We start from the raw sequence: 21,337 nt of genomic DNA, 5'->3' as shown, positions 1-21,337 counted from the left end.
TCTGGGCAGGCGGGGAGTGGCGCCGTACCCTGGGGGTAAGCACTTGAAAAGATGAATCCCGGACGGATTTTGCCGTCCATGATCCATCTGCGGGCAGCGCCCCTCAGCTCTGTCGACAACTTCAACCAGCCCACTGCCGATCCCTCCGTCCGAGGACTTCTTCGCCGAGACACCGATGGCCGGTCACGAATTCTCCGAACCCGCGGACCGCAAGCGGATCGCCGATCAGATGGCGAATCCCGAAGCGGCGGAAGAAACACGTCATTCCTGCGATCCGGCATTCCAGCACGGCGTCGTGGTGGGCTTCGACGGCTCCATGTCGAGCGAGCGAGCGCTTGCGTATGCAATCGGGATGGCCCGGCGCTCCGGCTCGGGGCTGATCATCGTCCACGTGGCCAACCGGCTGCCGACGACCGTCTGGGCGGGCTGTGAGCCGCCGGTCTTCGTGGACGTTCCCGACCACCGCACCGAGGTCCTCGGCCTCGAACTGGCCTGTGCGGACCACCTGTCCGAGGTGCCGTGGATCCTGGTGGAGCGTGGTGGGGACATCTGCCACGAACTGGAGGAAGTCGGGCGGGAGTACGCGGCGGACGCGATCGTCGTCGGCTCCACGCACGGCCTGGTGGGCCGGATCTTCGGCTCGGTGGCGGGGCGGCTGGCGCGGCGCGCACAGCGCCCGGTGGTGGTCATTCCCTGAGCGGTGCGCCGCTTGTCATTCCCTGCGGAAACGTCAACTCCCCCATGCCGTCGGCGACATGAGGGCGGGGGAGGGGCAGTGGTTTCCGACGGGGGTTTCCGACGGGTTCCGGAATCCACCCGGGCGCAGAGGTGGCAGGCGCCGTTCCGGGGGGTAGGCATCCGTCAACAGGACGCTTGCGTGCTGCCGGACGGGAGGTGACGGTTCCCGGGCCCCGGCGGCATCACCGCCGGCGCGAGGGCGACGCCGGCACAGGGGAGGCGGTCCTCCCCGCGCGCGTGGTGGCACGCGCGGGGAGGACCGTCCTTCTCGGACCTGTCGCGGACAGGTGCGGACAGGTACGAGAGTTCATGGCCCCGTGCGGGGCCGGTCCGGTGGCTACTCGACCGTGACGGACTTCGCCAGGTTGCGCGGCTTGTCGATGTCGCGGCCCATGGCCTTCGCCGTGTAGTAGGCGAGCAGCTGGAGCGGGATGCCCATGAGGATCGGGTCCAGCTCGTCCTCGTTCTTCGGCACCACGATGGTGTGGTCGGCCTTCTCCTGCTCCCGGTGTGCGACGGCGAGGATGCGGCCGCTGCGGGCCTTGATCTCCTCCAGCGCGGCGCGGTTCTTCTCCAGCAGGTCGTCGTCCGGCACGATCGCGACCGTCGGCATCGCGGGCTCGATCAGGGCCAGCGGGCCGTGCTTGAGCTCGGAGGCCGGGTAGGCCTCGGCGTGGATGTACGAGACCTCCTTGAGCTTCAGCGAGGCCTCACGGGCGACGGGGTAGCCGCGGACCCGGCCGATGAACATCATCGACTTGGCGTCGGCGTACTCCGCGGCCAGCTTCTCGATCTGCTCCTCGTTGGCCAGGATCTCGGAGATCTGGGCGGGGAGCTTGCGCAGGCCCTCGATGATCCGCTTGCCGTCGGCGACGGACAGGTCGCGGATGCGGCCCAGGTGCAGGGCGAGCAGGCCGAAGGAGACCACCATGTTGGTGAAGCACTTGGTGGAGACGACGCAGACCTCGGGGCCGGCGTGCACGTAGATGCCGCCGTCGGTCTCCCGGGCGATCGCCGAGCCGACGACGTTCACCAGGCCCAGGACGCGGGCGCCCTTGCGCTTGAGCTCCTGGACGGCCGCGAGGACGTCGTAGGTCTCACCGGACTGGGACACCGCGATGTAGAGGGTGTCGGGGTCCACGACCGGGTTGCGGTAGCGGAACTCGGAGGCGGGCTCGGCGTCGGAGGGGATCCGGGCCAGCTCCTCGATCATCTGGGCGCCGATCTGGCCGGCGTGGTACGAGGTGCCGCAGCCGAGGATCTTGACGCGGCGCACGGCGCGGGCGTCGCGGGCGTCGAGGTTGAGGCCGCCGAGGTGCACGGTGGAGAAGCGGTCGTCGATGCGGCCGCGCAGCGCGCGGTCCACGGCGTCGGCCTGCTCGTGGATCTCCTTGTGCATGTACGTGTCGTGGCCGCCCATGTCGTACGACTCGGCCTCCCACTCGACGGTGGTCGGCTGGGCCGAGGTGGCGGAGCCCTCGGTGGTGTACGTGCGGTACTCGTCGGCCTTGAGGGTGGCCATCTCGCCGTCGTCCAGGGTGACGACCTGGCGGGTGTGGCTGACCAGGGCGGCGACGTCGGAGGAGACGAACATCTCCTTCTCGCCGATGCCCAGCACCACGGGGGAGCCGTTGCGGGCGACGACGATGCGGTCCGGGAAGTCGGCGTGCAGCACGGCGATGCCGTAGGTGCCCTCGATGTGCCGCAGGGCCTCGCGGACCTTCTCCTCCAGGGTGCCTGCCTTGGAGCGGCCGATGAGGTGGGCGAGCACCTCGGTGTCGGTGTCGGAGACGAAGACGAAGCCCTCGGCGGTCAGCCGGGTGCGCAGGTCGGCGGCGTTGTCGATGATGCCGTTGTGGACGACCGCGACCTTCTCGTCGGCGTCCAGGTGGGGGTGCGCGTTCACGTCGTTCGGGGCGCCGTGGGTGGCCCAGCGGGTGTGGGCGATGCCGGTGGTGCCGTTGAAGCGCTTGGGCAGGCGGGACTCGAGCTCGCGGACGCGGCCCTTGGCCTTGGCCGCCTTCAGGCCGCCGGTCTTGCCGCTCGCGTGCAGGGCTATGCCGGCGGAGTCGTAGCCGCGGTACTCCAGGCGCTGGAGGCCTTCGAGGAGCAGCGGTGCGACATCACGCTTTCCGATGTATCCGACGATTCCGCACATAAGTGACCCTCCCAGGTAAGCGATCAGTGGTGCCCGGTGGCGACGATGACGTCGGGCGACGGCGGTTGCCGTGGCGGCGGTGCGGCGTGCGGGCCGCTGTGCACTCAGCCGTAGACGATGCGGCGCAGCTGCCGCAGCGAGAGTTCGGGCGGCGCCACCGCCCTGTGCGGCAGCTCGGCCGCGATCCGCTCGAAGATGTCTGCGTTCGTCATGCCGCCGGACTGCAGTTCGCGGTGGCGGCGGCGGACGAATTCCTCGGTCGTCTCGTCGAAGTACGCCAGCACGTCCAGCACCACCCGGGCGGCTTCACCGCGCTGCAGCGATGTGCTGCGCATCAGGTGGTCGACCAGGTCGTCGTGGGTCATGCGGCGTTCGAGCACCCGTCGATACTGAGGGGTGCCGACGTCTTTCGCAAGAATCCTGCCCGAAATCGGGCAGGACTGCAGTCGAAGTGCAAAGGAAACGGTCAGAAGCGACGAAGTATGGCCTGCTTCGCGGCGGTGAACTCCTCGTCGGTGAGGACTCCCGCGTGATGCAGCTCACCCAGCTCGCGCAGGCGGCGCAGCAGAGTGTCGTGATCGGCGCCGGGCTCGGCCGCCGGGGCCGCGGGTGCGGCACCTTCGAGCTGCTGCACGGGAGAGGACGCCGGAAGAGGGGCGGCCGGTTCCGCTCCGCCCGACGGATGCGGCAGCCGGACGGTGACCGCCGCGGCGACCAGCGCCATCAGCGGGTCCTTCTTGAAGCCGTACAGCTCCACGGCGTGCGGATCCCGCTTGGCCGGGAGCCTGCTTGGGCCGCCGGCGGTGGTGAACCGGAGGCAGCCGTTCTCCAGGCCGGCCGAGGGCCGCCACTCCACGGCGCGGATCTCCGCCAGCGGGAGCACGGTCGGGCCGGCCGTCCGCTTGTCCTCGTCCGTCTTCCAGCCCCACTCCAGCCGGACGTGCTCGCCGTCGAAGTGGACGGTGCCGTCACCGGCGGACACCGACAGCGGCACGGCCGGGCCCGGCAGCAGATAGCGGTCCACCGGGCCGGAGGGCACCTGGTCCAGCAGCAGTGCCTGACGGACCTCGTCCACCAGGTAGCCGGCGACGTCCGCACCCGAGGAGTCGACCGTCAGCTGGAACGGGTCGGCGGCGTCCGGCAGCCGGCCGCTGGTGGCCCGGGACAGCGGGTCGGCACCGGGGCGCAGCTGCAGGCGCAGCCGTCCCCCCTTGCGGCCCGGCTCGAAGGAGATGCCTGCCACGGCCGTCAGCGGCACGGTCAGCTCGCCGAGCGTCTGCCGCGCGGCGTGCACCCCCTTGTCCCAGCCCGGGACGATGCGTATCGCATCACCCTCGAACGCCCAAGTGCCGTCCTTCTGAAGGATTTCAACCATGCGGGCAATTCTCCCAGCAGGCCCGCCCGGCACGAACCGTCCGGGAACCGCCGAACCGTCAGTCCGTGAGCCCCAGTTCCCGGGCGATCAGCATCCGCTGGACCTCGCTCGTGCCCTCGCCGATCTCCAGGATCTTGGAGTCCCGCCACATCCGGGCCACCGGGTACTCGTTCATGAAGCCGTAGCCGCCGTGGATCTGCGTGGCCTCGCGGGCGTTGGTGACCGCGATCTCCGAGGAGTACAGCTTGGCCAGCGCCGCCTCCTTCTTGAACGGCTCGCCGTGGACCAGCCGGGAGGCCGCGTCCCGCCAGGCGAGCCGGGCCGTGTGCGCCCGCATCTCCATGTCCGCGATCTTGAACTGGATGGCCTGGTTGGCCCCGATCGGCCTGCCGAACGCCTCGCGCGTCCTCGCGTACGACACCGACTCGTCCACGCAGCCCTGGGCCAGACCCGTCGCCAGCGCCGAGATGGCGATCCGCCCCTCGTCCAGTATCTGCAGGAACTGGGCGTAGCCGCGCCCCTCCGCGCCCAGCAGGTTGGCCGCCGGGACCCGGACGTCGGAGAAGGACAGCTCCCGGGTGTCGGAGGCGTTCCAGCCGACCTTGGAGTAGGGCGCCGCGACCGTGAAGCCCGGGGTGCCGGACGGGACGATGATGGCGGAGATCTCCGGGCGGCCGTCCGGCTTGCGGCCGGTGACGGCGGTGACCGTGACCAGGCCGGTGATGTCCGTGCCGGAGTTGGTGATGAAGCACTTGGTGCCGTTGATCACCCATTCGCCCGTGGCCTCGTCCAGCCGGGCCGTGGTGAGGGTGGCGCCCGCGTCCGAGCCGCCGCCCGGCTCGGTGAGACCGAAGGCGCCCAGCATCTCGCCGGTGCAGAGCTTCGGCAGCCAGGCGCGCTTCTGCTCCTCCGTGCCGAAGCGGTACACGGGCATGGCGCCGAGCGAGACGCCCGCCTCCAGGGTGATCGCGACCGAGGAGTCCACCCGGGCGAGCTCCTCCAGGGCGAGGCCGAGGGCGAGGTAGTCGCCGCCCATGCCGCCGTACTCCTCGGGGAAGGGCAGCCCGAACAGGCCCATGCGGCCCATCTCCCGCACGATCTCGTACGGGAACTCGTGGCGCTCGTAGAAGTCCCCGATCTTGGGGGCGACCACGTCGTGTGCGAACTCCTCGACGGTGCGGCGGAGTTCCTCGTGCTCGGGGGTGAGACGGTGGTCCAGCGACATGACTCAGTGCTCCTGGTGGGAGAGGGCGCGGACGGTGCGGGACGGGCTGGGCCGTCCCAGGTGGGCGGCCATCCACACGCTGGTGGCGGTGAGCAGGCCGAGGTCGACCCCGGTGGAGATGCCGAGGCCCTCCAGCATCCAGACGAGGTCTTCGGTGGCGAGATTGCCGGTGGCGCTCTTGGCGTAGGGGCAGCCGCCGAGGCCGCCCGCGGAGGCGTCGACGGTGGTCACCCCGTGCCGCAGGGCGGTGAGGGTGTTGGAGAGGGCCTGGCCGTAGGTGTCGTGGAAGTGCACGGCGAGCCGTCCGACGGGCACCCCGGCCTCGCCGAGCGCGGTCAGCAGGGCCGCGACGTGGCCCGGGGTGGCGACGCCGATGGTGTCGCCGAGGCTCAGCTCGTCGCAGCCGAGGTCCAGCAGGCGGCGGCTCACGCGGACCACCTGGTCGACGGGGACGGCGCCCTCCCAGGGGTCGCCGAAGCACATCGAGAGGTAGCCGCGCACGCTGCCGCCCGCCTCCCGGGCCCGCGCGACGACCGGCGCGAACATCTCCAGCGACTCGTCCACGGTGCGGTTGAGGTTGGCCTTGGCGAAGGACTCCGTGGCGCTGGCGAAGACCGCGACCTCGCGGACGCCGAGGGCGAGGGCGCGGTCGAGGCCGCGCTCGTTGGGCACGAGGACCGGCAGCCGGGCCGGGACGTCCGCCAGCATGGGCATCAGCTGCTCGGCGTCGGCCAGCTGCGGCACCCACTTCGGGTGCACGAAGCTGGTCGCCTCGATGACGGACAGGCCGCTGGCGGCGAGGCGGCGGATGAACTCCGCCTTGATCTCCGCCGGGACGACGGCCTTCTCGTTCTGCAGGCCGTCGCGGGGGCCCACCTCGTGGATCCGGATACGGTCCGGGAGGGCGGGGTCCGGAACGGTCATCGGCAGTCCGCTGATCATGACTCTTCCCCTTGTTCCCCTTGTTCCGGTTGCTCCGGGGCGACGACCGCCAGCACCTGGTCCATGGCGACGGTGCTGCCCGCGGTGACGTCCAGCTCGGTGACGGTGCCGTCGTGCGGGGCGGAGACGAGGTGCTCCATCTTCATCGCCTCGACGACGAGGAGGCCCTGCCCCGCGGTGACCCTGTCCCCCACGGCCGCCTTGACCACGGTGACGGTGCCGGGCATGGGGGCGGTGAGGGTGCCGGCGTGGGCGGCCGCCGCGCCGCCGGTGGCCTCGACGGGGTCGTGCGGGGTGAGGTGCCAGGTGTCGCCCCGGCGGGCCAGCCAGATGCCCTCCGGGCCGGGGGCGCGGGTGAACACATGGGTGACACCGTCGAGTTCGAGGCTCAGCTCCCCGGGCCGCGGAGAGGGCAGCAGCCTGGCGCCGCCGAGCGGCGCGTCGTCCAGGAGGACGTCCGTGCCGCGCACGCGGACCGTCACCGGGGCGTGGCCCGGAACGCGGAAGTGGTGTGCCGTCCAGGCGGGTTCGCCGCCCAGGCGCCAGCCGGACGGGACCGAGAAGGGGTCCACCCAGCGCCCGTCGTCCGCGGGGGACAACCGCACCTGCGCCAGCAGCGCACCCGCCACGTACACCTCGTCCGGCACCGTGGCGGAGACGAGTGCCGCGGCCTCCCGGTCGACCAGCCCCGTGTCGAGCGCGCCGGACACCACGTCCGGATGCTCCAACAGCCTGCGCAGGAAGCCCGCGTTGGTGTCCACCCCGAGCACGGCGGTCTCCGCCAGCGCCCCGCGCAGTCTTCGCAGTGCCGTCTCCCGGTCCGGGCCGTGCGCGACGACCTTCGCGAGCATCGGGTCGTAGGCCGTGCCCACGGCGCTGCCGGGCGCGAGTCCGGAGTCCACCCGGACGCCTTCGCCCGACGGCTCGTTCAGGGCGAGCACCGTGCCGGCGGACGGCAGGAAGTCGACGCGCTCGCCGCTCACCCGCGCCGTCTCCGCGCAGATCCGCGCCTCCACCGCATGCCCGGTGAGCGTCACGTCCTCCTGGCCGAAGCCGAGGGGCTCGCCGGAGGCGACCCGGATCTGCCACTCCACCAGGTCCAGCCCGGTGACGAGTTCGGTGACCGGGTGCTCGACCTGGAGGCGGGTGTTCATCTCCATGAAGTAGTAGGAGGAGGGATCGCCGCCCGGCACGATGAACTCCACCGTGCCCGCGCCCGTGTAGCCGCAGGAGCGCGCGGCCTGGACCGCGGCCTCGCCCATGGCGGCCCGCGTCGCCTCGTCCAGCAGCGGGGAGGGCGCCTCCTCGACGATCTTCTGGTGCCGACGCTGCAGGGAGCACTCGCGCTCGCCGAGGTGGACGACGGTGCCGTGGCCGTCCGCCAGCACCTGGATCTCGATGTGCCGCGGGCGGTCCACCCAGCGCTCGACGAGCAGGGTGTCGTCCCCGAACGAGCCGAGCGCCTCGCGCCGGGCGGCGGCGATCTCCTCGCCGAGCAGCGCCTCGTCGCGGACGAGCCGCATGCCCTTGCCGCCGCCGCCCGCCGAGGGCTTGAGGAGCACCGGCATGCCGATCTCCCCTGCTGCGGCGATCAGTTCGGCGTCGCCGAGCCCGCTGCCGGAGGAGCCCGGCACCACGGGAACGCCTGCCGTGCGCACCGTCTCCTTGGCGCGGATCTTGTCGCCCATCAGCTCGATGGCCGGGGCGGGCGGCCCGATGAAGACCAGCCCCGCATCGGCGCAGGCGCGGGCGAAGGCGGCGTTCTCCGCGAGGAAGCCGTAGCCGGGGTGGACGGCCTGGGCGCCCGTGCGCCCGGCGGCCGCCAGCAGGCGCTCTATGGACAGATAGCTCTGGGACGCCGGGGCGGGGCCGATCCGCACGGCGATGTCGGCCTCCCGGACGTGGCGGGCGTCCGCATCCGCGTCACTGAAGACCGCGACGGAACGGATGCCCAGATCCCGCAGCGTACGGATGACGCGCACGGCGATCTCGCCCCGGTTGGCGACCAGTACGGTGTCGAACATGGTGGGTCCGTGTCCTCTCACATGCGGAAGACGCCGTAGCCGGGGGCGGCCGGGTCTCGAGGGGGGATCGGGGCGTTGGCACACGCGGTGAGCGCGAGGCCCAGCACCTGGCGGGTCTCCAGCGGGTCGATGACGCCGTCGTCCCACAGCCGCGCCGTGGCGTAGTAGGCGCTGCCCTGGGTCTCGTACTGCTTGCGGACCGGGGCCTTGAACGCCTCCTCCTCGTCCGCGCTCCACTCCTCGCCGCGTGCCTCCAACTGGTCGCGCTTGACGGTGGCGAGGACGGAGGCCGCCTGCTCGCCGCCCATCACCGAGATCTTCGCGTTGGGCCACATCCACAGGAAGCGCGGCGAATAGGCGCGCCCGCACATGGAGTAGTTGCCCGCGCCATACGAGCCCCCGATGACGACGGTCAGCTTCGGGACCCGGGTGCAGGCGACGGCGGTGACCATCTTTGCGCCGTGCTTGGCGATGCCGCCCGCCTCGTACTGCCGGCCGACCATGAAGCCCGAGATGTTCTGCAGGAAGACCAGCGGGATGCCGCGCTGGTCGCACAGCTCGATGAAGTGGGCGCCCTTCTGGGCGGATTCGGAGAAGAGGATGCCGTTGTTGGCGACGATGCCGACCGGGTGGCCGTGGATCCGGGCGAAGCCCGTCACCAGCGTCTGCCCGAACTCGGCCTTGAACTCGGCGAACCGGGAGCCGTCCACCACACGCGCGATGACCTCGCGCACGTCGTACGGTGTCCGCGAGTCCACCGGCACCGCTCCGTAGAGCCCGGCGGGATCGGCCTTGGGCTCCTCCGCCGGCTCCACCGACCAGGGCAGCGGGCCGCGGTCGCCGAGCGTCGAGACGATGGTGCGCACGATGCGCAGGGCGTGCGCATCGTCCTCCGCGAGGTGGTCGGTGACGCCGGAGACCCGGGAGTGGACCTCCCCGCCGCCGAGCTCCTCCGCCGTGACGATCTCGCCCGTCGCGGCCTTCACCAGGGGCGGGCCGCCGAGGAAGATCGTGCCCTGGCCGCGCACGATCACCGCCTCGTCGCTCATCGCCGGGACATAGGCGCCGCCCGCCGTGCAGGAACCCAGCACCGCCGCGATCTGCGGGATCCCGGCTCCCGACATCCGCGCCTGGTTGTAGAAGATCCGGCCGAAGTGCTCGCGGTCGGGGAAGACCTCGTCCTGCATCGGCAGGAAGGCGCCGCCCGAGTCCACCAGGTACAGGCAGGGGAGCCTGTTCTCCAGGGCGATCTCCTGGGCGCGCAGGTGCTTCTTGACCGTCATCGGGTAGTACGTGCCGCCCTTGACCGTGGCGTCGTTGGCGACGATCACCGTCTCGCGGCCCGAGACCCGCCCGATGCCCGCGATCACGCCCGCGGCCGGGGCCGCCCCCTCGTACATCCCGTCCGCCGCGAGCGGGGCGAGCTCGAGGAAGGGCGAGCCGGGGTCCAGCAAAGCGTCCACCCGGTCGCGCGGCAGCAGCTTGCCGCGTGCGGTGTGCCGCTCGCGGGCCCTCTCGCCGCCGCCCAGCCGGGCCGCGGCGAGCTTCTGCCGCAGCTGCTCGGCCAGTTCGTGGTGCGCGGCCTCGTTGGCCCGCCAGGCGTCGGACGCCGGATCTGCGGCGCTTCCGAGCACCGGTGCCTGCTGCATCGTCCTCGAGCCCCCTTGCTCGTGTTAATGAGCGTTAACATCTCTGTTCCCCACGTTAACGCGCGCTAACCCGGCTGTCTAGAATTGCCTTGTGAAGGAAGCAGCAACTCGAGCCCAGTCCGTCGTCGCCCCGGTCCCCACGCGCCGGGAGCGGATCCTCCAGGAGGCCGCCCGGCTCTTCGCCGAGCGCGGCTTCCACGGCGTCGGCGTGGACGAGATAGGGGCGGCGGTCGGCATCAGCGGCCCCGGGCTGTACCGGCACTTCGCGGGCAAGGACGCGATGCTCGCCGAGCTGCTGGTCGGGATCAGCGGGCGGCTCTTCGCCGGCGGCCGGGAGCGTGTCGCCGAGGCGGCGGAGGCCGGTGCGGGCCCGGCTGCCGTGCTCGACTCGCTGATCGACGGCCACATCGACTTCGCCCTCGACGACCGGGCGCTGATCACCCTCCACGACCGCGAGCTGGGCCAGCTCCGCGACAGCGACCGCAAGCTGGTGCGCTCGCTCCAGCGCCAGTACGTCGAGCTCTGGGTCGGGGTCGTGCGCGAGCTGCACCCGGGTGCAGCGGAGGCCGAGGCCCGCGCGGCCGTGCACGCCGTGTTCGGGCTCCTCAACTCCACGCCGCACCTCGGCCGCCCCGGCGCCCTGCCCGGCCGCGCGGCCACCGCCGCCCTGCTGCGCCGCCTCGCGCTGGGGGCGCTGGCGGCCCTCTCGGACTGACCGGCCCGGCCGGACAGGCGGGGGCGATCCGGACAGGGGCGCCGATCGGGCCACGGAGCAATCGGATCTGGACAGGTCCGGTGACGCCCGAGTAGCTTCTGGCTGAGCAAGCGCTTATACAGCTGTGCAGCAGCCGGGGAGGCGATGATGCGTCGCACGGTGTTCAACGAGGACCACGAGGCGTTCCGCGAGACCATCCGCGATTTCATCGCCGCCGAGGTCGTCCCGTCCTACGAGCAGTGGCGCGAAGCCGGCGCCGTGCCGCGCGAGTTCTACAAGAAGCTCGGCGCACTCGGCGTGTTCGGCATCCAGGTGCCCGAGGAGTACGGCGGAGCGGGCGAGGCGAGCTTCAAGTACCAGGCCGTCATCACCGAGGAGTGCGCCCGTGCGGGCGTCAGCTTCGGCGGCAGCAGCGTGCACACCGCGCTCTGCCTGCCGTACCTCCTCGCCTACGGCACCGAGGAGCAGAAGCGGCGCTGGCTGCCCTCGTTCGTCTCCGGCGACATGATGACCGCCATCGCCATGACCGAACCCGGCACCGGCTCCGACCTGGCCGGCATGCGGACCACGGCCAAGCTCTCCGCCGACGGCACGCACTACGTGCTCAACGGCGCCAAGACCTTCATCACCGGAGGCGTCCAGGCCGACCGGGTCCTCGTCTGCGCCCGCACCGCTCCCGCCACGCCCGAGGACCGGCGCGGCGGCATCTCCATCCTCGTCGTCGACGCCACCTCCGAGGGCTACGCGGTCGGCCGCAAGCTCGAGAAGCTCGGCCTGCACTCCTCCGACACGGCCGAACTCTCCTTCACCGATGTCGTGGTGCCCGTCGGTGACCGCCTCGGCGAGGAGGGCAGGGCGTTCGAGTACCTCACCCACAACCTGCCGCAGGAGCGCCTCGGCATCGCCGTCGGCGCGTACGCGCAGTCCGCCGCGGCCGTGCGGTTCGCGACCGATTACGTGCGGGAGCGCACGGTGTTCGGCAAGACCGTCTCGTCCTTCCAGAACACCAAGTTCGTGCTCGCCGACTGCAAGTCCGAGGTCGATGCGATGCAGGCGGTCGTCGACCGCGCCCTGGATGCACACGACGCGGGCGAGCTGACTGCCGCCGATGCGGCCTCCGCGAAGCTCTTCACCACCGAGCGCGCGGCCGTCGTCATCGACAAGTGCCTCCAACTGCACGGCGGATACGGCTACATGATGGAGTACCCGATCGCCCGTCTGTACGCGGACACCCGCGTCAGCAGGATCTACGGCGGCACGAGCGAGGTCATGCGCTCCATCGTCGCCAAATCAATGGGCCTGTAAGGCCTGTAAGGACCACCGGCCCAATGAACGAGCCCCTTACACCGCTGGACGAGCTCCTGAGCCTGCTCGACCTCGAGAAGATCGAGGAGAACATATTCCGCGGGACCACCAGCCATCCCACCCTCGTGCCACGGGTGTTCGGCGGACAGGTCGCCGCGCAGGCGCTGGTGGCCGCAGGGCGCACGGTGCCGGCCGACCGGCCCGCGCACTCCCTGCACTCCTACTTCCTGCGGCCCGGAGATCCGGCCGCGCCGATCGTCTACACCGTCGACCGCATCCGGGACGGGCGGTCCTTCACCACGCGGCGCGTGGTCGCCGTGCAGCACGGGCAGCCGATCTTCCACCTGTCGGCCTCCTTCCAGACGTACGAGGAGGGCCTGGAGCACCAGGAGCCCATGCCCGCGGCGCCGGACCCGCTGTCCCTCCCCACGGCCGCCGAGATGCTGCCCGCCTACACCGATCTGCTGGGCGGCCCGGAGATCGTGCAGCGGATCCTGGAGACGCGGGACGCGGTGGACCTGCGCTACGTCGACGCACCGCCGTTCGCCAGCGTGGGGGAGGTGCGGGAGCCGAAGTCGCAGGTGTGGTTCCGGACGAACGGCAAACTGACCGACGACTGGCTGCTGCACGTCTGCCTGGCGACCTACGTCTCCGACATGACGCTGCTGGACTCCGTGCTGTTCGCGCACGGACGCGGCGGCTGGGCGGTCGGCGACGTCGTCGGCGCGAGCCTGGACCACGCGATGTGGTTCCACCGGCCGTTCAGGGCGGACGAGTGGCTGCTGTACGACCAGGAGAGCCCGACGGCCCAGGGCGGCCGGGGCCTGGCCAGGGGCCGGATCTTCACGGCGGACGGCAGGCTGGCGGTCTCGGTGATCCAGGAGGGCGTGGTGCGGGTGCCCCGCGGGTGATGCGCCGCGAGGCACTGCGCCGTCACACCAGCCCGGCCGCCCCCAGCAGGTACGCGGTCATCGGCTCGTAGAACCGCGGGTCCGCCACGTGGTCGTCCAGCGGCACCGCCACCTGCAGCGTCCCCTCCGCCTCCGCCAGGAACAGCGCGGGGTCGTTGCTGTCCGCGTACCCCACCGCGTCGACTCCGCGCTGCGCCGCGCACCCGGCCCAGCCGTGGTCGGCGACCACCAGGTCCGGCAGCGGCCGTCCCCCGGCCGCGAGGCCGTCCAGGATCGCCGCCATCGGGTGCGGCGAGTGCGTGTGCCACAGCGACGCCCCGCGCTCGTAGACCGCCACGTCCGCGACCTGGTACACGTTGCCGTCGTCCGCGCGCAGCCCGAAGGGGATGGCGACGATCTCGCAGCCGGCCGCCCGCAGTGCGGCGGCCGTCGCGCGGTGGACGTCCAGCAGGCCGCCCGGGTGGCCGGTGGCGAGCAGCACGCTCAGGCGGCTCTCGGCGGCCTTGCGCAGCACTATGGCCATGCGCTCCAGGGCGGCGACCGTGAGCTCCGGGTCGATCGTGTCCTGCCCGGAGCGGTGTTCGAGGTCGTCGCTGACGCCGCAGCGCTCGGCCATGACGGCCAGGACGTCCTGCTCGTCCGTCCAGCGGTCGCCGAGCTCCAGACCGAACCAGTGATTGCGGTCGCCCTGCGCGAGCTTTCGGTAGTGGTCGAGGTTGTTCTCGCGCGGGGTCGCGACGGCGCCCGCGATGCGGGTGCGGACGAGGTGGTCGATCAGTTCGCTGCGGCTGGGTATCGGCGTGGTCGGAGTGCTCGGCATGTGGTGATTCTCCCCCGGCGTGCGATGGACGTGGTGTCCATATGGATGTTCCGGACCCTGCAATCCGTACATGTGCGGAACCAGGCTCCCTGCCTACCCTCGGGTACGGCCACCGCGGCCGCCCCGACGTTGATGCGAACGTGACCACATCGACGCGACCGTGACCCGTCCGTGATCCCGAGAGGCCCCAGCATGAGCACCCCCGCCCCCCGTGAACCGCGCGGCCCTGTCGACTCCTCCCGCATCCCCCGCTACGCGGGCCCCGCGACGTTCGCCCGGCTGCCCCGCCTGGACGAGGTCGGCACCGCGGACGTCGCCGTCGTCGGCGTGCCCTTCGACACCGGTGTCTCGTACCGCCCGGGCGCCCGCTTCGGCGGCAACGCCATCCGCGAGGCCTCCCGCCTGCTGCGCCCGTACAATCCGGCGCAGGACGCCTCCCCCTTCGCCCTGGCGCAGGTCGCGGACGCGGGCGACATCGCCGCGAACCCGTTCAACATCGACGAGGCCGTCGAGACGATCGAGGCCGCGGCCGACGACATCCTCGGCACCGGCGCGCGCATGATGACGCTCGGCGGCGACCACACCATCGCCCTGCCGCTGCTGCGCTCGGTCGCCAAGAAGCACGGCCCGGTGGCCCTGCTGCACTTCGATGCGCACCTGGACACCTGGGACACCTACTTCGGCGCCGAGTACACCCACGGCACCCCCTTCCGCCGCGCCGTCGAGGAGGGCATCCTCGACACCTCCGCGCTCTCCCACGTCGGCACCCGCGGCCCGCTGTACGGCAAGAAGGACCTGGACGACGACGCCAAGATGGGCTTCGGCATCGTCACGTCCGCCGACGTCATGCGCCGCGGCGTGGACGAGGTCGCCGACCAGCTGCGCCAGCGCATCGGCGACCGCCCGCTGTACATCTCGATCGACATCGACGTCCTGGACCCGGCCCACGCCCCGGGCACCGGCACCCCGGAGGCCGGCGGTCTGACCTCCCGCGAGCTGCTGGAGATCATCCGCGGGCTCGCCGACTGCCACCTGGTCTCCGCCGACCTGGTCGAGGTGGCCCCGGCGTACGACCACGCGGAGATCACCTCCGTGGCCGCGTCGCACACCGCCTACGAGCTGACCACGATCATGTCCCGTCAGATCGCTGCTGCCCGGGGGTGAGGTTCCTGCTCCGGCGCTAAAACGGCGTCAGTCCTGACGGGCCTTGCGACAAAGGCCCGTCAGGGGATCCCGGCGGATGTGCCGGAGACGATTGGCTGAGTCGGTCATTCCACGCCATCCGACCGCTAAGGCCATCCCGATGCTGCACCTGCTGCCGGACCAGGACGTACAGACGACCCCGCCCCCGCCGCCCCCGACCGGAGCCGGGCGGCGCAGCCACCGGCGGGTGGGCGGCGGGCTCGTCGATCCCAAACAGCTGGTCGCGTCCCTCCCGGAGGCCGTCCGGAAGCTGCACCCGCGGGTGATGGTCAAGCACCCCGTGCTCTTCGTCGTCGAGGTCGGCTCCGTCCTGACGACCCTCTCCGCCGTGCTCGAACCCTCGGCCTTCGCCTGGGTGATCAGCGTCTGGCTCTGGCTGACCGTCATCTTCGCCAACCTCGCCGAGGCGGTCGCCGAGGGCCGCGGCAAGGCACAGGCGGAGGCGCTGCGCCGCACGCGCAGTACCACCGTCGCCCGGCGGCTGCGCAGTTGGCGGGTCGGCATCCAGAGCTACGACTGGGAGGAGGAGCAGGTAGCGGCGACCGATCTGCGGCCGCAGGACTTCGTGGTCGTGGCGGCCGGCGAGACCGTTCCCGGTGACGGCGAGGTCGTCGAGGGCGTCGCCTCGGTCGACGAGTCGGCCATCACCGGCGAGTCCGCCCCCGTGATCCGCGAGTCGGGCGGCGACCGTTCCAGCGTCACCGGCGGCACCAAGGTGCTCTCCGACCGGATCGTCGTCCGGATCACCTCACGCCCCGGTCATACCTTCCTGGACCGGATGATCGCTCTGGTCGAGGGGACGAGCCGGCAGAAGACGCCCAACGAGCTGGCGCTCAACATCCTGCTGGCCTCTCTCACCGTCATCTTCATCCTGGCCGTCGTCTCGCTGCAGCCGATGGCCAGTTGGGCGGGTGCGCCGCAGACCATCACGGTTCTGGTCGCCTTGCTGGTCACCCTCATCCCGACGACCATCGGCGCTCTGCTCTCCGCGATCGGCATCGCGGGCATGGACCGGCTCGTCCAGCGCAACGTCGTCGCCCTGTCCGGCCGGGCCGTGGAGGCCGCCGGGGACGTCAGCACGCTCCTGCTGGACAAGACGGGCACCATCACCCTCGGCAACCGCCGGGCGGCCGCCTTCGTGCCCGTCAAGGGCATCTCCGCGGAACTCCTCGCCGACGCCGCACAGTTGTCGTCCCTCGCCGACGAGACACCCGAGGGCCGCTCCATCGTCGAGCTGGCCAAGCAGCACGGAATCCACCACAACGACGGGGACTTCTCGCACGGCCGCTTCGTCCCCTTCTCCGCCCAGACGCGCATGAGCGGCGTCGACTTCGCCTTCCAGGGCGACTTCTGCCGCATCCGCAAGGGCGCCGGCAATGCAGTCGTCCAGTGGGTCGCCCGGCGCGGCGGCCAGGTGCCCGAGGAGGCCGCCTGGATCGTCGAGTCCGTCGCAGCGGCCGGCGGCACGCCGCTGCTCGTCGCCATCGAGGACCCCGACGGTGCCCGCGTGCTCGGAGCCGTCCACCTCAAGGACGTCGTCAAGCCCGGCATCGCCGAGCGCTTCGCCGAACTGCGCGCCATGGGCATCAAGACCGTCATGGTCACCGGCGACAACCCGCTCACCGCCAGGGCCATCGCCGCCGAGGCGGGCGTCGACGACTTCATCGCCGAGGCCACCCCCGAGCACAAGCTCGCGCGCATCCGCGAGGAGCAGGCCGGGGGCAACCTCGTCGCCATGACCGGCGACGGCACCAACGACGCCCCGGCCCTCGCCCAGGCCGACGTGGGCGTGGCCATGAACACCGGCACGCCGGCCGCCAAGGAGGCCGGCAACATGGTGGACCTGGATTCCAACCCCACCAAGCTCATCGACATCGTCGAGGTCGGCAAGCAGCTGCTCATCACCCGCGGCGCCCTGACGACCTTCTCCATCTGCAACGACGTCGCCAAGTACTTCGCGATCGTCCCCGCCATGTTCGGCGGCGTCGCCGGCTACGAGGGTCTGGAGAAGCTCAACGTCATGGGCCTGCACAGCCCGACCTCCGCCATCGCCTCCGCGATCATCTTCAACGCCCTGATCATCGTGGCCCTCATCCCGCTCGCCCTGCGCGGGGTGCGCTACGCGCCGTCCTCGGCCCACGCGCTGCTGCGCCGCAACCTGAGCCTCTACGGGGTCGGCGGGCTCGTCGCCCCGTTCGTCGGCATCAAGCTGATCGACCTGCTGATCCAGTACATCCCCGGGATCTGATCCGCCCCGCGGCGTGGCTGCGGCACAGGTGACCGGATGCGGTCGTTCCGGCCGTCTGTGTTGCAGCGGGATGAAATCGGCCGCCCGGAGCGTTGGGGCCTTCCGTCGGCAGTGCGGGAGAAGACCAGCAGGAGGTCTGGGGTGGCGGTGAAGGACGCAACCGGTCGGGGGTGGGCCAGGAGGCTCGCCGGTTACTGTTGGCGGTACCGCAGCACGGTACTGCTGGCTCTGGGATCCTCGCTCGTCGGCATGGCCGTCACGGCGCTCGTGCCCCTCATACCCCGCTTGATCATCGACGACGTCATAGGCTCCCACCGGCGCCCCCTGGCCCCCTGGGCCACGCTGCTGGTCGTGGCGGCCGTCGTCGTCTACGCGCTCACCTACGTCCGCCGTTACTACGGCGGACGGCTCGCGCTCGACGTCCAGCACGACATGCGGACGGACATGTACGCCGCCATCGCCCGGCTCGACGGCAGGCGGCAGGACGAGCTCTCCACCGGCCAGGTGGTCGGCCGGGCCACCAGCGACCTCCAGCTCGTCCAGAGCCTGCTCTTCATGCTGCCGATGATGATCGGCAACATCCTGCTGTTCGTGATCTCGCTCGTGGTGATGGCGGTCCTCTCGCCGCTGCTCACCGTCGTCGCCCTCGCGGTCGCCCCCGCACTGTGGTTCCTCGCCCGGCGCAGCCGCACCCGCCTCTTCCCCGCCACCTGGTACGCGCAGGGCCAGGCCGCGGCGGTCGCCGGTGTCGTGGACGGTGCCGTGACGGGCGTCCGCGTCGTCAAGGGCTTCGGCCAGGAGGCCCAGGAGGCCGGGAAGCTCCGCGAGGTCAGCCGCAGGCTCTTCGCCGGACGGCTGCGCACCGTGCGCCTCAACTCCCGCTACACGCCCGCCCTGCAGGCCGTTCCGGCCCTCGGCCAGGTCGCCATGCTGGCCCTCGGCGGCTGGATGGCCACGCGCGGACAGGTCACTCTCGGCACGTTCGTCGCCTTCTCGACGTACCTCGCGCAGCTCGTCGGGCCCGTGCGGATGCTCACCATGGTGCTCACGGTCGGGCAGCAGGCCCGGGCCGGTGTGGAACGGGTCCTCGAACTCATCGACACCGAGCCGGTGGTGCAGGAGCGCGACGGGGCGCATGACCTGCCCGTGGACGCCCCTGCCACCGTCGAGTTCGACGACGTCACCTTCGGATACGACCTGGACGCCGGCAAACGGCCCGTGCTCGACGGCCTCTCCCTGCGCATCGAGCCGGGCGAGACCCTGGCCGTCGTCGGCGCCTCCGGCAGCGGCAAGTCGACCCTCGCACTGCTGCTGCCGCGCTTCTACGACGCCACCTCCGGCACCGTACGGGTCGGCGGCGTGGACGTCCGCGACCTCACCCACGCGTCGCTGCGCGCAGCCATCGGGCTGGTCCCCGAGGACAGCTTCCTGTTCTCCGACACCATCCGCGCCAACATCGCCTACGGCGTGCCGGGTGCCACGGACGAACAGATCCGCACGGCCGCGCAGGCCGCCCAGGCGGACGGCTTCATCTCCGAACTGCCGGACGGCTACGACACCACGGTCGGCGAGCAGGGCCTGACCCTCTCCGGCGGCCAGCGCCAGCGCATCGCCCTCGCCCGCGCGATCCTGACCGACCCGCGCCTGCTGCTCCTGGACGACGCGACGTCGGCCGTCGACGCGCGCGTGGAGCACGAGATCCACGAGGCGCTGCGAGGCGTCATGGCGGGCCGTACGACCCTTCTCATCGCCCACCGGGCGTCCACGCTCGCACTGGCCGACCGCATCGCCGTCCTGGACGGCGGCCGGCTGGCCGCCGTCGGCACGGCCGAGGAGCTGGAGGCCGGCTGCGAGCTGTACCGGCGCCTGCTGACGGACCCGGAGGAGCTCGCGGGCGTGCGCAAGGACCCCGCGGGCCTGGCCGCCGGGGAGAGCCGCACGGTCGCCCTCGCGGGCGTCTTCGGCGGCGAGGCGGCGGCCACCGGCCTCGCCGAACCGCCGGCCGTCGCGCCCGTCAGGGGCAAGCGGAAGGTCGTCGACGGTGTCACCCCGCACCTGTGGGTGCGCAAGGACGCCTCCGACACCCCGGAGGCGCACGGCGCGCTCGCAGGGATGCCCGCCACCCCCGAGCTGCTCGCCAAGGTGGCCGCACTGCCGCCCGCCACCGACACGCCGGACATCGACGAGGAACAGGCCGCACGTCCCGAGAAGGCCTACGGGCTGCGCCAGTTGCTGCGCGGCTTCGGTGCACCTCTGACCGTCAGCCTGCTGCTCGTGGCCGTCGACGCGGTCGCCGGTCTGCTGCTGCCCGTGCTGATCCGGCACGGCATCGACCAGGGCGTGCAGCGCCTGGCCCTGGGTGCGGTGTGGGCGGCCTCCGCCCTCGCCCTGTTGATCGTCCTGGGCCAGTGGGCCGCACAGGTCGCCGAGAACCGGATGACCGGGCGGACGGGCGAACGCGTGCTGTACGCGCTGCGCGTGAAGATCTTCGCGCAGCTCCAGCGGCTCGGCCTCGACTACTACGAGCGCGAGCTCACCGGCAAGATCATGACCCGGATGACGACGGACGTGGACGCCCTGTCGTCGTTCCTGCAGACCGGTCTGATCACCGCGGTCGTCTCCGTGCTCACGTTCTTCGGCATTCTGGTCGCCCTGCTGGTCATCGACGTCCAGCTGGCCCTCGTCGTCTTCGCGACGCTGCCCCTGCTCGTCATCGGCACCGTCTACTTCCGCCGCCACAGCGTCAAGGCGTACGAACTCGCGCGGGAACGCGTCGGAGTGGTCAACGCCGACCTCCAGGAGAGCGTTGCCGGCCTGCGCATCGTGCAGGCGTTCCGCCGTGAGACCTCGGGTGGTCGTCGGTTCGCCGAGCGCAGCCTGTCCTACCGCGACGCCCGGGTGCGCGGTCAGTGGCTGATCTCCGTGTACTTCCCGTTCGTTCAGCTGCTGTCGTCCGTCGCGGCGGCCGCCGTGCTGATCGTGGGCGCGGGACGGGTGAGCGACGGGACGCTCACGGCGGGTGCGCTGGTGGCATATCTGCTGTACATAGACCTGTTCTTCGCACCCGTGCAGCAGCTCTCCCAGGTCTTCGACGGCTACCAGCAGGCGACCGTCTCCCTGGGCCGCGTCCAGGCGCTGCTGCGCGAGCCGACGACCACGCCGGTGGCCGAACAGCCGGTCGCCGTCGGCGAACTGAGCGGCCGGATCGAATTCGACGGTGTGCGCTTCCACTACGGTGCCGCCGAGGACGGGGACGCCGCGCTGTCGGACGTCCGGCTGACCGTACCGGCGGGCCAGACGGTCGCCTTCGTCGGTGAGACGGGTGCGGGCAAGTCGACTCTGGTGAAACTGGTGGCGCGGTACTACGACCCGACCGGGGGCGCGGTGCGCGTGGACGGGCACGACCTGCGGGACCTGGACCCGGTCGCCTACCGGCACCGGCTCGGCGTCGTGCCGCAGGAGCCGTACCTCTTCCCCGGTACCGTGCGCGACGCGATCGCGTACGGGCGTCCGGACGCCACCGACGCGGAGGTCGAGGCGGCGGCGCGGGCGGTCGGTGCGCACGCGATGATCGCCACGCTCGACGACGGCTACCTGCACACCGTGACGGAGCGCGGCCGCAATCTCTCCGCCGGCCAGCGGCAGTTGATCGCCCTGGCCCGCGCGGAGCTGGTCGACCCGGACATCCTGCTGCTCGACGAGGCCACGGCCGCGCTCGACCTGGCGACGGAGGCGCTCGTCAACGAGGCGACGGACCGGCTGGCCGGCCGCCGCACGACGCTGGTCGTGGCCCACCGCCTGACCACGGCCGCCCGCGCCGACCGCGTGGTGGTCCTCGACCACGGCCGCGTGGTGGAGGACGGCACCCACGCCGAACTGCTCGCGCAGGACGGCCGGTACGCGCAGCTGTGGCGCACGTTCACGGGAGAGGTCATCCCGGCGTAGACCACCGGTGTCCCTCCTCTCACGGGTGAACTCTGGCGTGCCGCATGCCCCCTTGGGTAGGTTCGCGGCGACCTTTGCG

The 21,337-nt window shown here is 71.6% G+C and carries 15 protein-coding genes; 7 read left to right on the top strand and 8 right to left on the bottom strand.

The window, feature by feature from the left end:
* Positions 1-175 precede the first annotated feature (175 nt).
* Positions 176-697 (top strand): universal stress protein, encoded by a 522-nt coding sequence (locus ACWD4B_RS00560; protein ID WP_336413325.1) that lies wholly within the window; start codon positions 176-178, stop codon positions 695-697.
* 378 nt (positions 698-1,075) lie between these two features.
* Here ACWD4B_RS00560 and glmS read toward each other — a convergent pair whose 3' ends face one another.
* The 7 genes from glmS to ACWD4B_RS00525 all read right to left on the bottom strand — a co-directional run bounded on the left by glmS (position 1,076) and on the right by ACWD4B_RS00525 (position 10,111).
* Complete coding sequence (gene glmS / locus ACWD4B_RS00555; protein WP_451418654.1) at positions 1,076-2,896, bottom strand: glutamine--fructose-6-phosphate transaminase (isomerizing); 1,821 nt, start codon at positions 2,894-2,896, stop codon at positions 1,076-1,078.
* A 104-nt stretch (positions 2,897-3,000) separates the two neighbouring features.
* The gene (locus ACWD4B_RS00550) at positions 3,001-3,276 is read right to left on the bottom strand and encodes a hypothetical protein (protein WP_336413327.1); all 276 of its coding nucleotides are present in this window, start codon (positions 3,274-3,276) and stop codon (positions 3,001-3,003) included.
* Positions 3,277-3,362: 86 nt separating this feature from the next.
* Complete coding sequence (locus ACWD4B_RS00545; RefSeq protein WP_451418653.1) at positions 3,363-4,271, bottom strand: DUF4429 domain-containing protein; 909 nt, start codon at positions 4,269-4,271, stop codon at positions 3,363-3,365.
* Between the two features lie 58 nt (positions 4,272-4,329).
* Positions 4,330-5,490 carry an acyl-CoA dehydrogenase family protein gene (locus tag ACWD4B_RS00540; protein WP_451418693.1) on the bottom strand — a complete coding sequence of 387 codons (1,161 nt, stop codon included), beginning with the start codon at positions 5,488-5,490 and terminating at the stop codon, positions 4,330-4,332.
* Between the two features lie 9 nt (positions 5,491-5,499).
* Entirely contained in the window at positions 5,500-6,438 is a 939-nt protein-coding gene (locus tag ACWD4B_RS00535) for a hydroxymethylglutaryl-CoA lyase (RefSeq protein WP_451418652.1), read from the bottom strand.
* The gene (locus tag ACWD4B_RS00530; protein WP_451418651.1) at positions 6,435-8,462 is read right to left on the bottom strand and encodes an acetyl/propionyl/methylcrotonyl-CoA carboxylase subunit alpha; all 2,028 of its coding nucleotides are present in this window, start codon (positions 8,460-8,462) and stop codon (positions 6,435-6,437) included. The genes ACWD4B_RS00535 and ACWD4B_RS00530 overlap by 4 nt, the downstream gene beginning before the upstream one ends.
* 17 nt (positions 8,463-8,479) lie before the next feature.
* Complete coding sequence (locus ACWD4B_RS00525) at positions 8,480-10,111, bottom strand: carboxyl transferase domain-containing protein (RefSeq protein WP_451418650.1); 1,632 nt, start codon at positions 10,109-10,111, stop codon at positions 8,480-8,482.
* Between the two features lie 91 nt (positions 10,112-10,202).
* On the opposite strand from ACWD4B_RS00525, the gene ACWD4B_RS00520 reads away from it, so the two are divergent.
* The 3 genes from ACWD4B_RS00520 (at position 10,203) to tesB (ending at position 13,042) form a co-directional block, all read left to right on the top strand.
* Positions 10,203-10,826 carry an SACE_7040 family transcriptional regulator gene (locus tag ACWD4B_RS00520; protein WP_336413332.1) on the top strand — a complete coding sequence of 208 codons (624 nt, stop codon included), beginning with the start codon at positions 10,203-10,205 and terminating at the stop codon, positions 10,824-10,826.
* 147 nt (positions 10,827-10,973) lie between these two features.
* Entirely contained in the window at positions 10,974-12,131 is a 1,158-nt protein-coding gene (locus tag ACWD4B_RS00515) for an acyl-CoA dehydrogenase family protein (protein WP_451418649.1), read from the top strand.
* Between the two features lie 23 nt (positions 12,132-12,154).
* On the top strand, positions 12,155-13,042 hold the full coding sequence (gene tesB / locus ACWD4B_RS00510; protein WP_336413334.1) for an acyl-CoA thioesterase II: 888 nt from the start codon (positions 12,155-12,157) through the stop codon (positions 13,040-13,042).
* Positions 13,043-13,064: 22 nt separating this feature from the next.
* Here tesB and ACWD4B_RS00505 read toward each other — a convergent pair whose 3' ends face one another.
* Entirely contained in the window at positions 13,065-13,862 is a 798-nt protein-coding gene (locus ACWD4B_RS00505; protein WP_451418648.1) for a phosphatase, read from the bottom strand.
* A gap of 192 nt (positions 13,863-14,054) precedes the next feature.
* Here ACWD4B_RS00505 and speB point away from each other — a divergent pair, with 192 nt between their 5' ends.
* From speB to ACWD4B_RS00490, 3 genes are all read left to right on the top strand, one after another.
* On the top strand, positions 14,055-15,026 hold the full coding sequence (gene speB, locus ACWD4B_RS00500; RefSeq protein ID WP_358342621.1) for an agmatinase: 972 nt from the start codon (positions 14,055-14,057) through the stop codon (positions 15,024-15,026).
* A 139-nt stretch (positions 15,027-15,165) separates the two neighbouring features.
* On the top strand, positions 15,166-17,313 hold the full coding sequence (gene kdpB, locus ACWD4B_RS00495; RefSeq protein ID WP_451418647.1) for a potassium-transporting ATPase subunit KdpB: 2,148 nt from the start codon (positions 15,166-15,168) through the stop codon (positions 17,311-17,313).
* A 141-nt stretch (positions 17,314-17,454) separates the two neighbouring features.
* On the top strand, positions 17,455-21,258 hold the full coding sequence (locus ACWD4B_RS00490; RefSeq protein ID WP_451418646.1) for an ABC transporter ATP-binding protein: 3,804 nt from the start codon (positions 17,455-17,457) through the stop codon (positions 21,256-21,258).
* Positions 21,259-21,337 lie beyond the last annotated feature (79 nt).

It is taken from the genome of Streptomyces sp. NPDC002536, from assembly GCF_053594995.1.
This window is presented reverse-complemented; position numbering and strand designations above follow the sequence as displayed.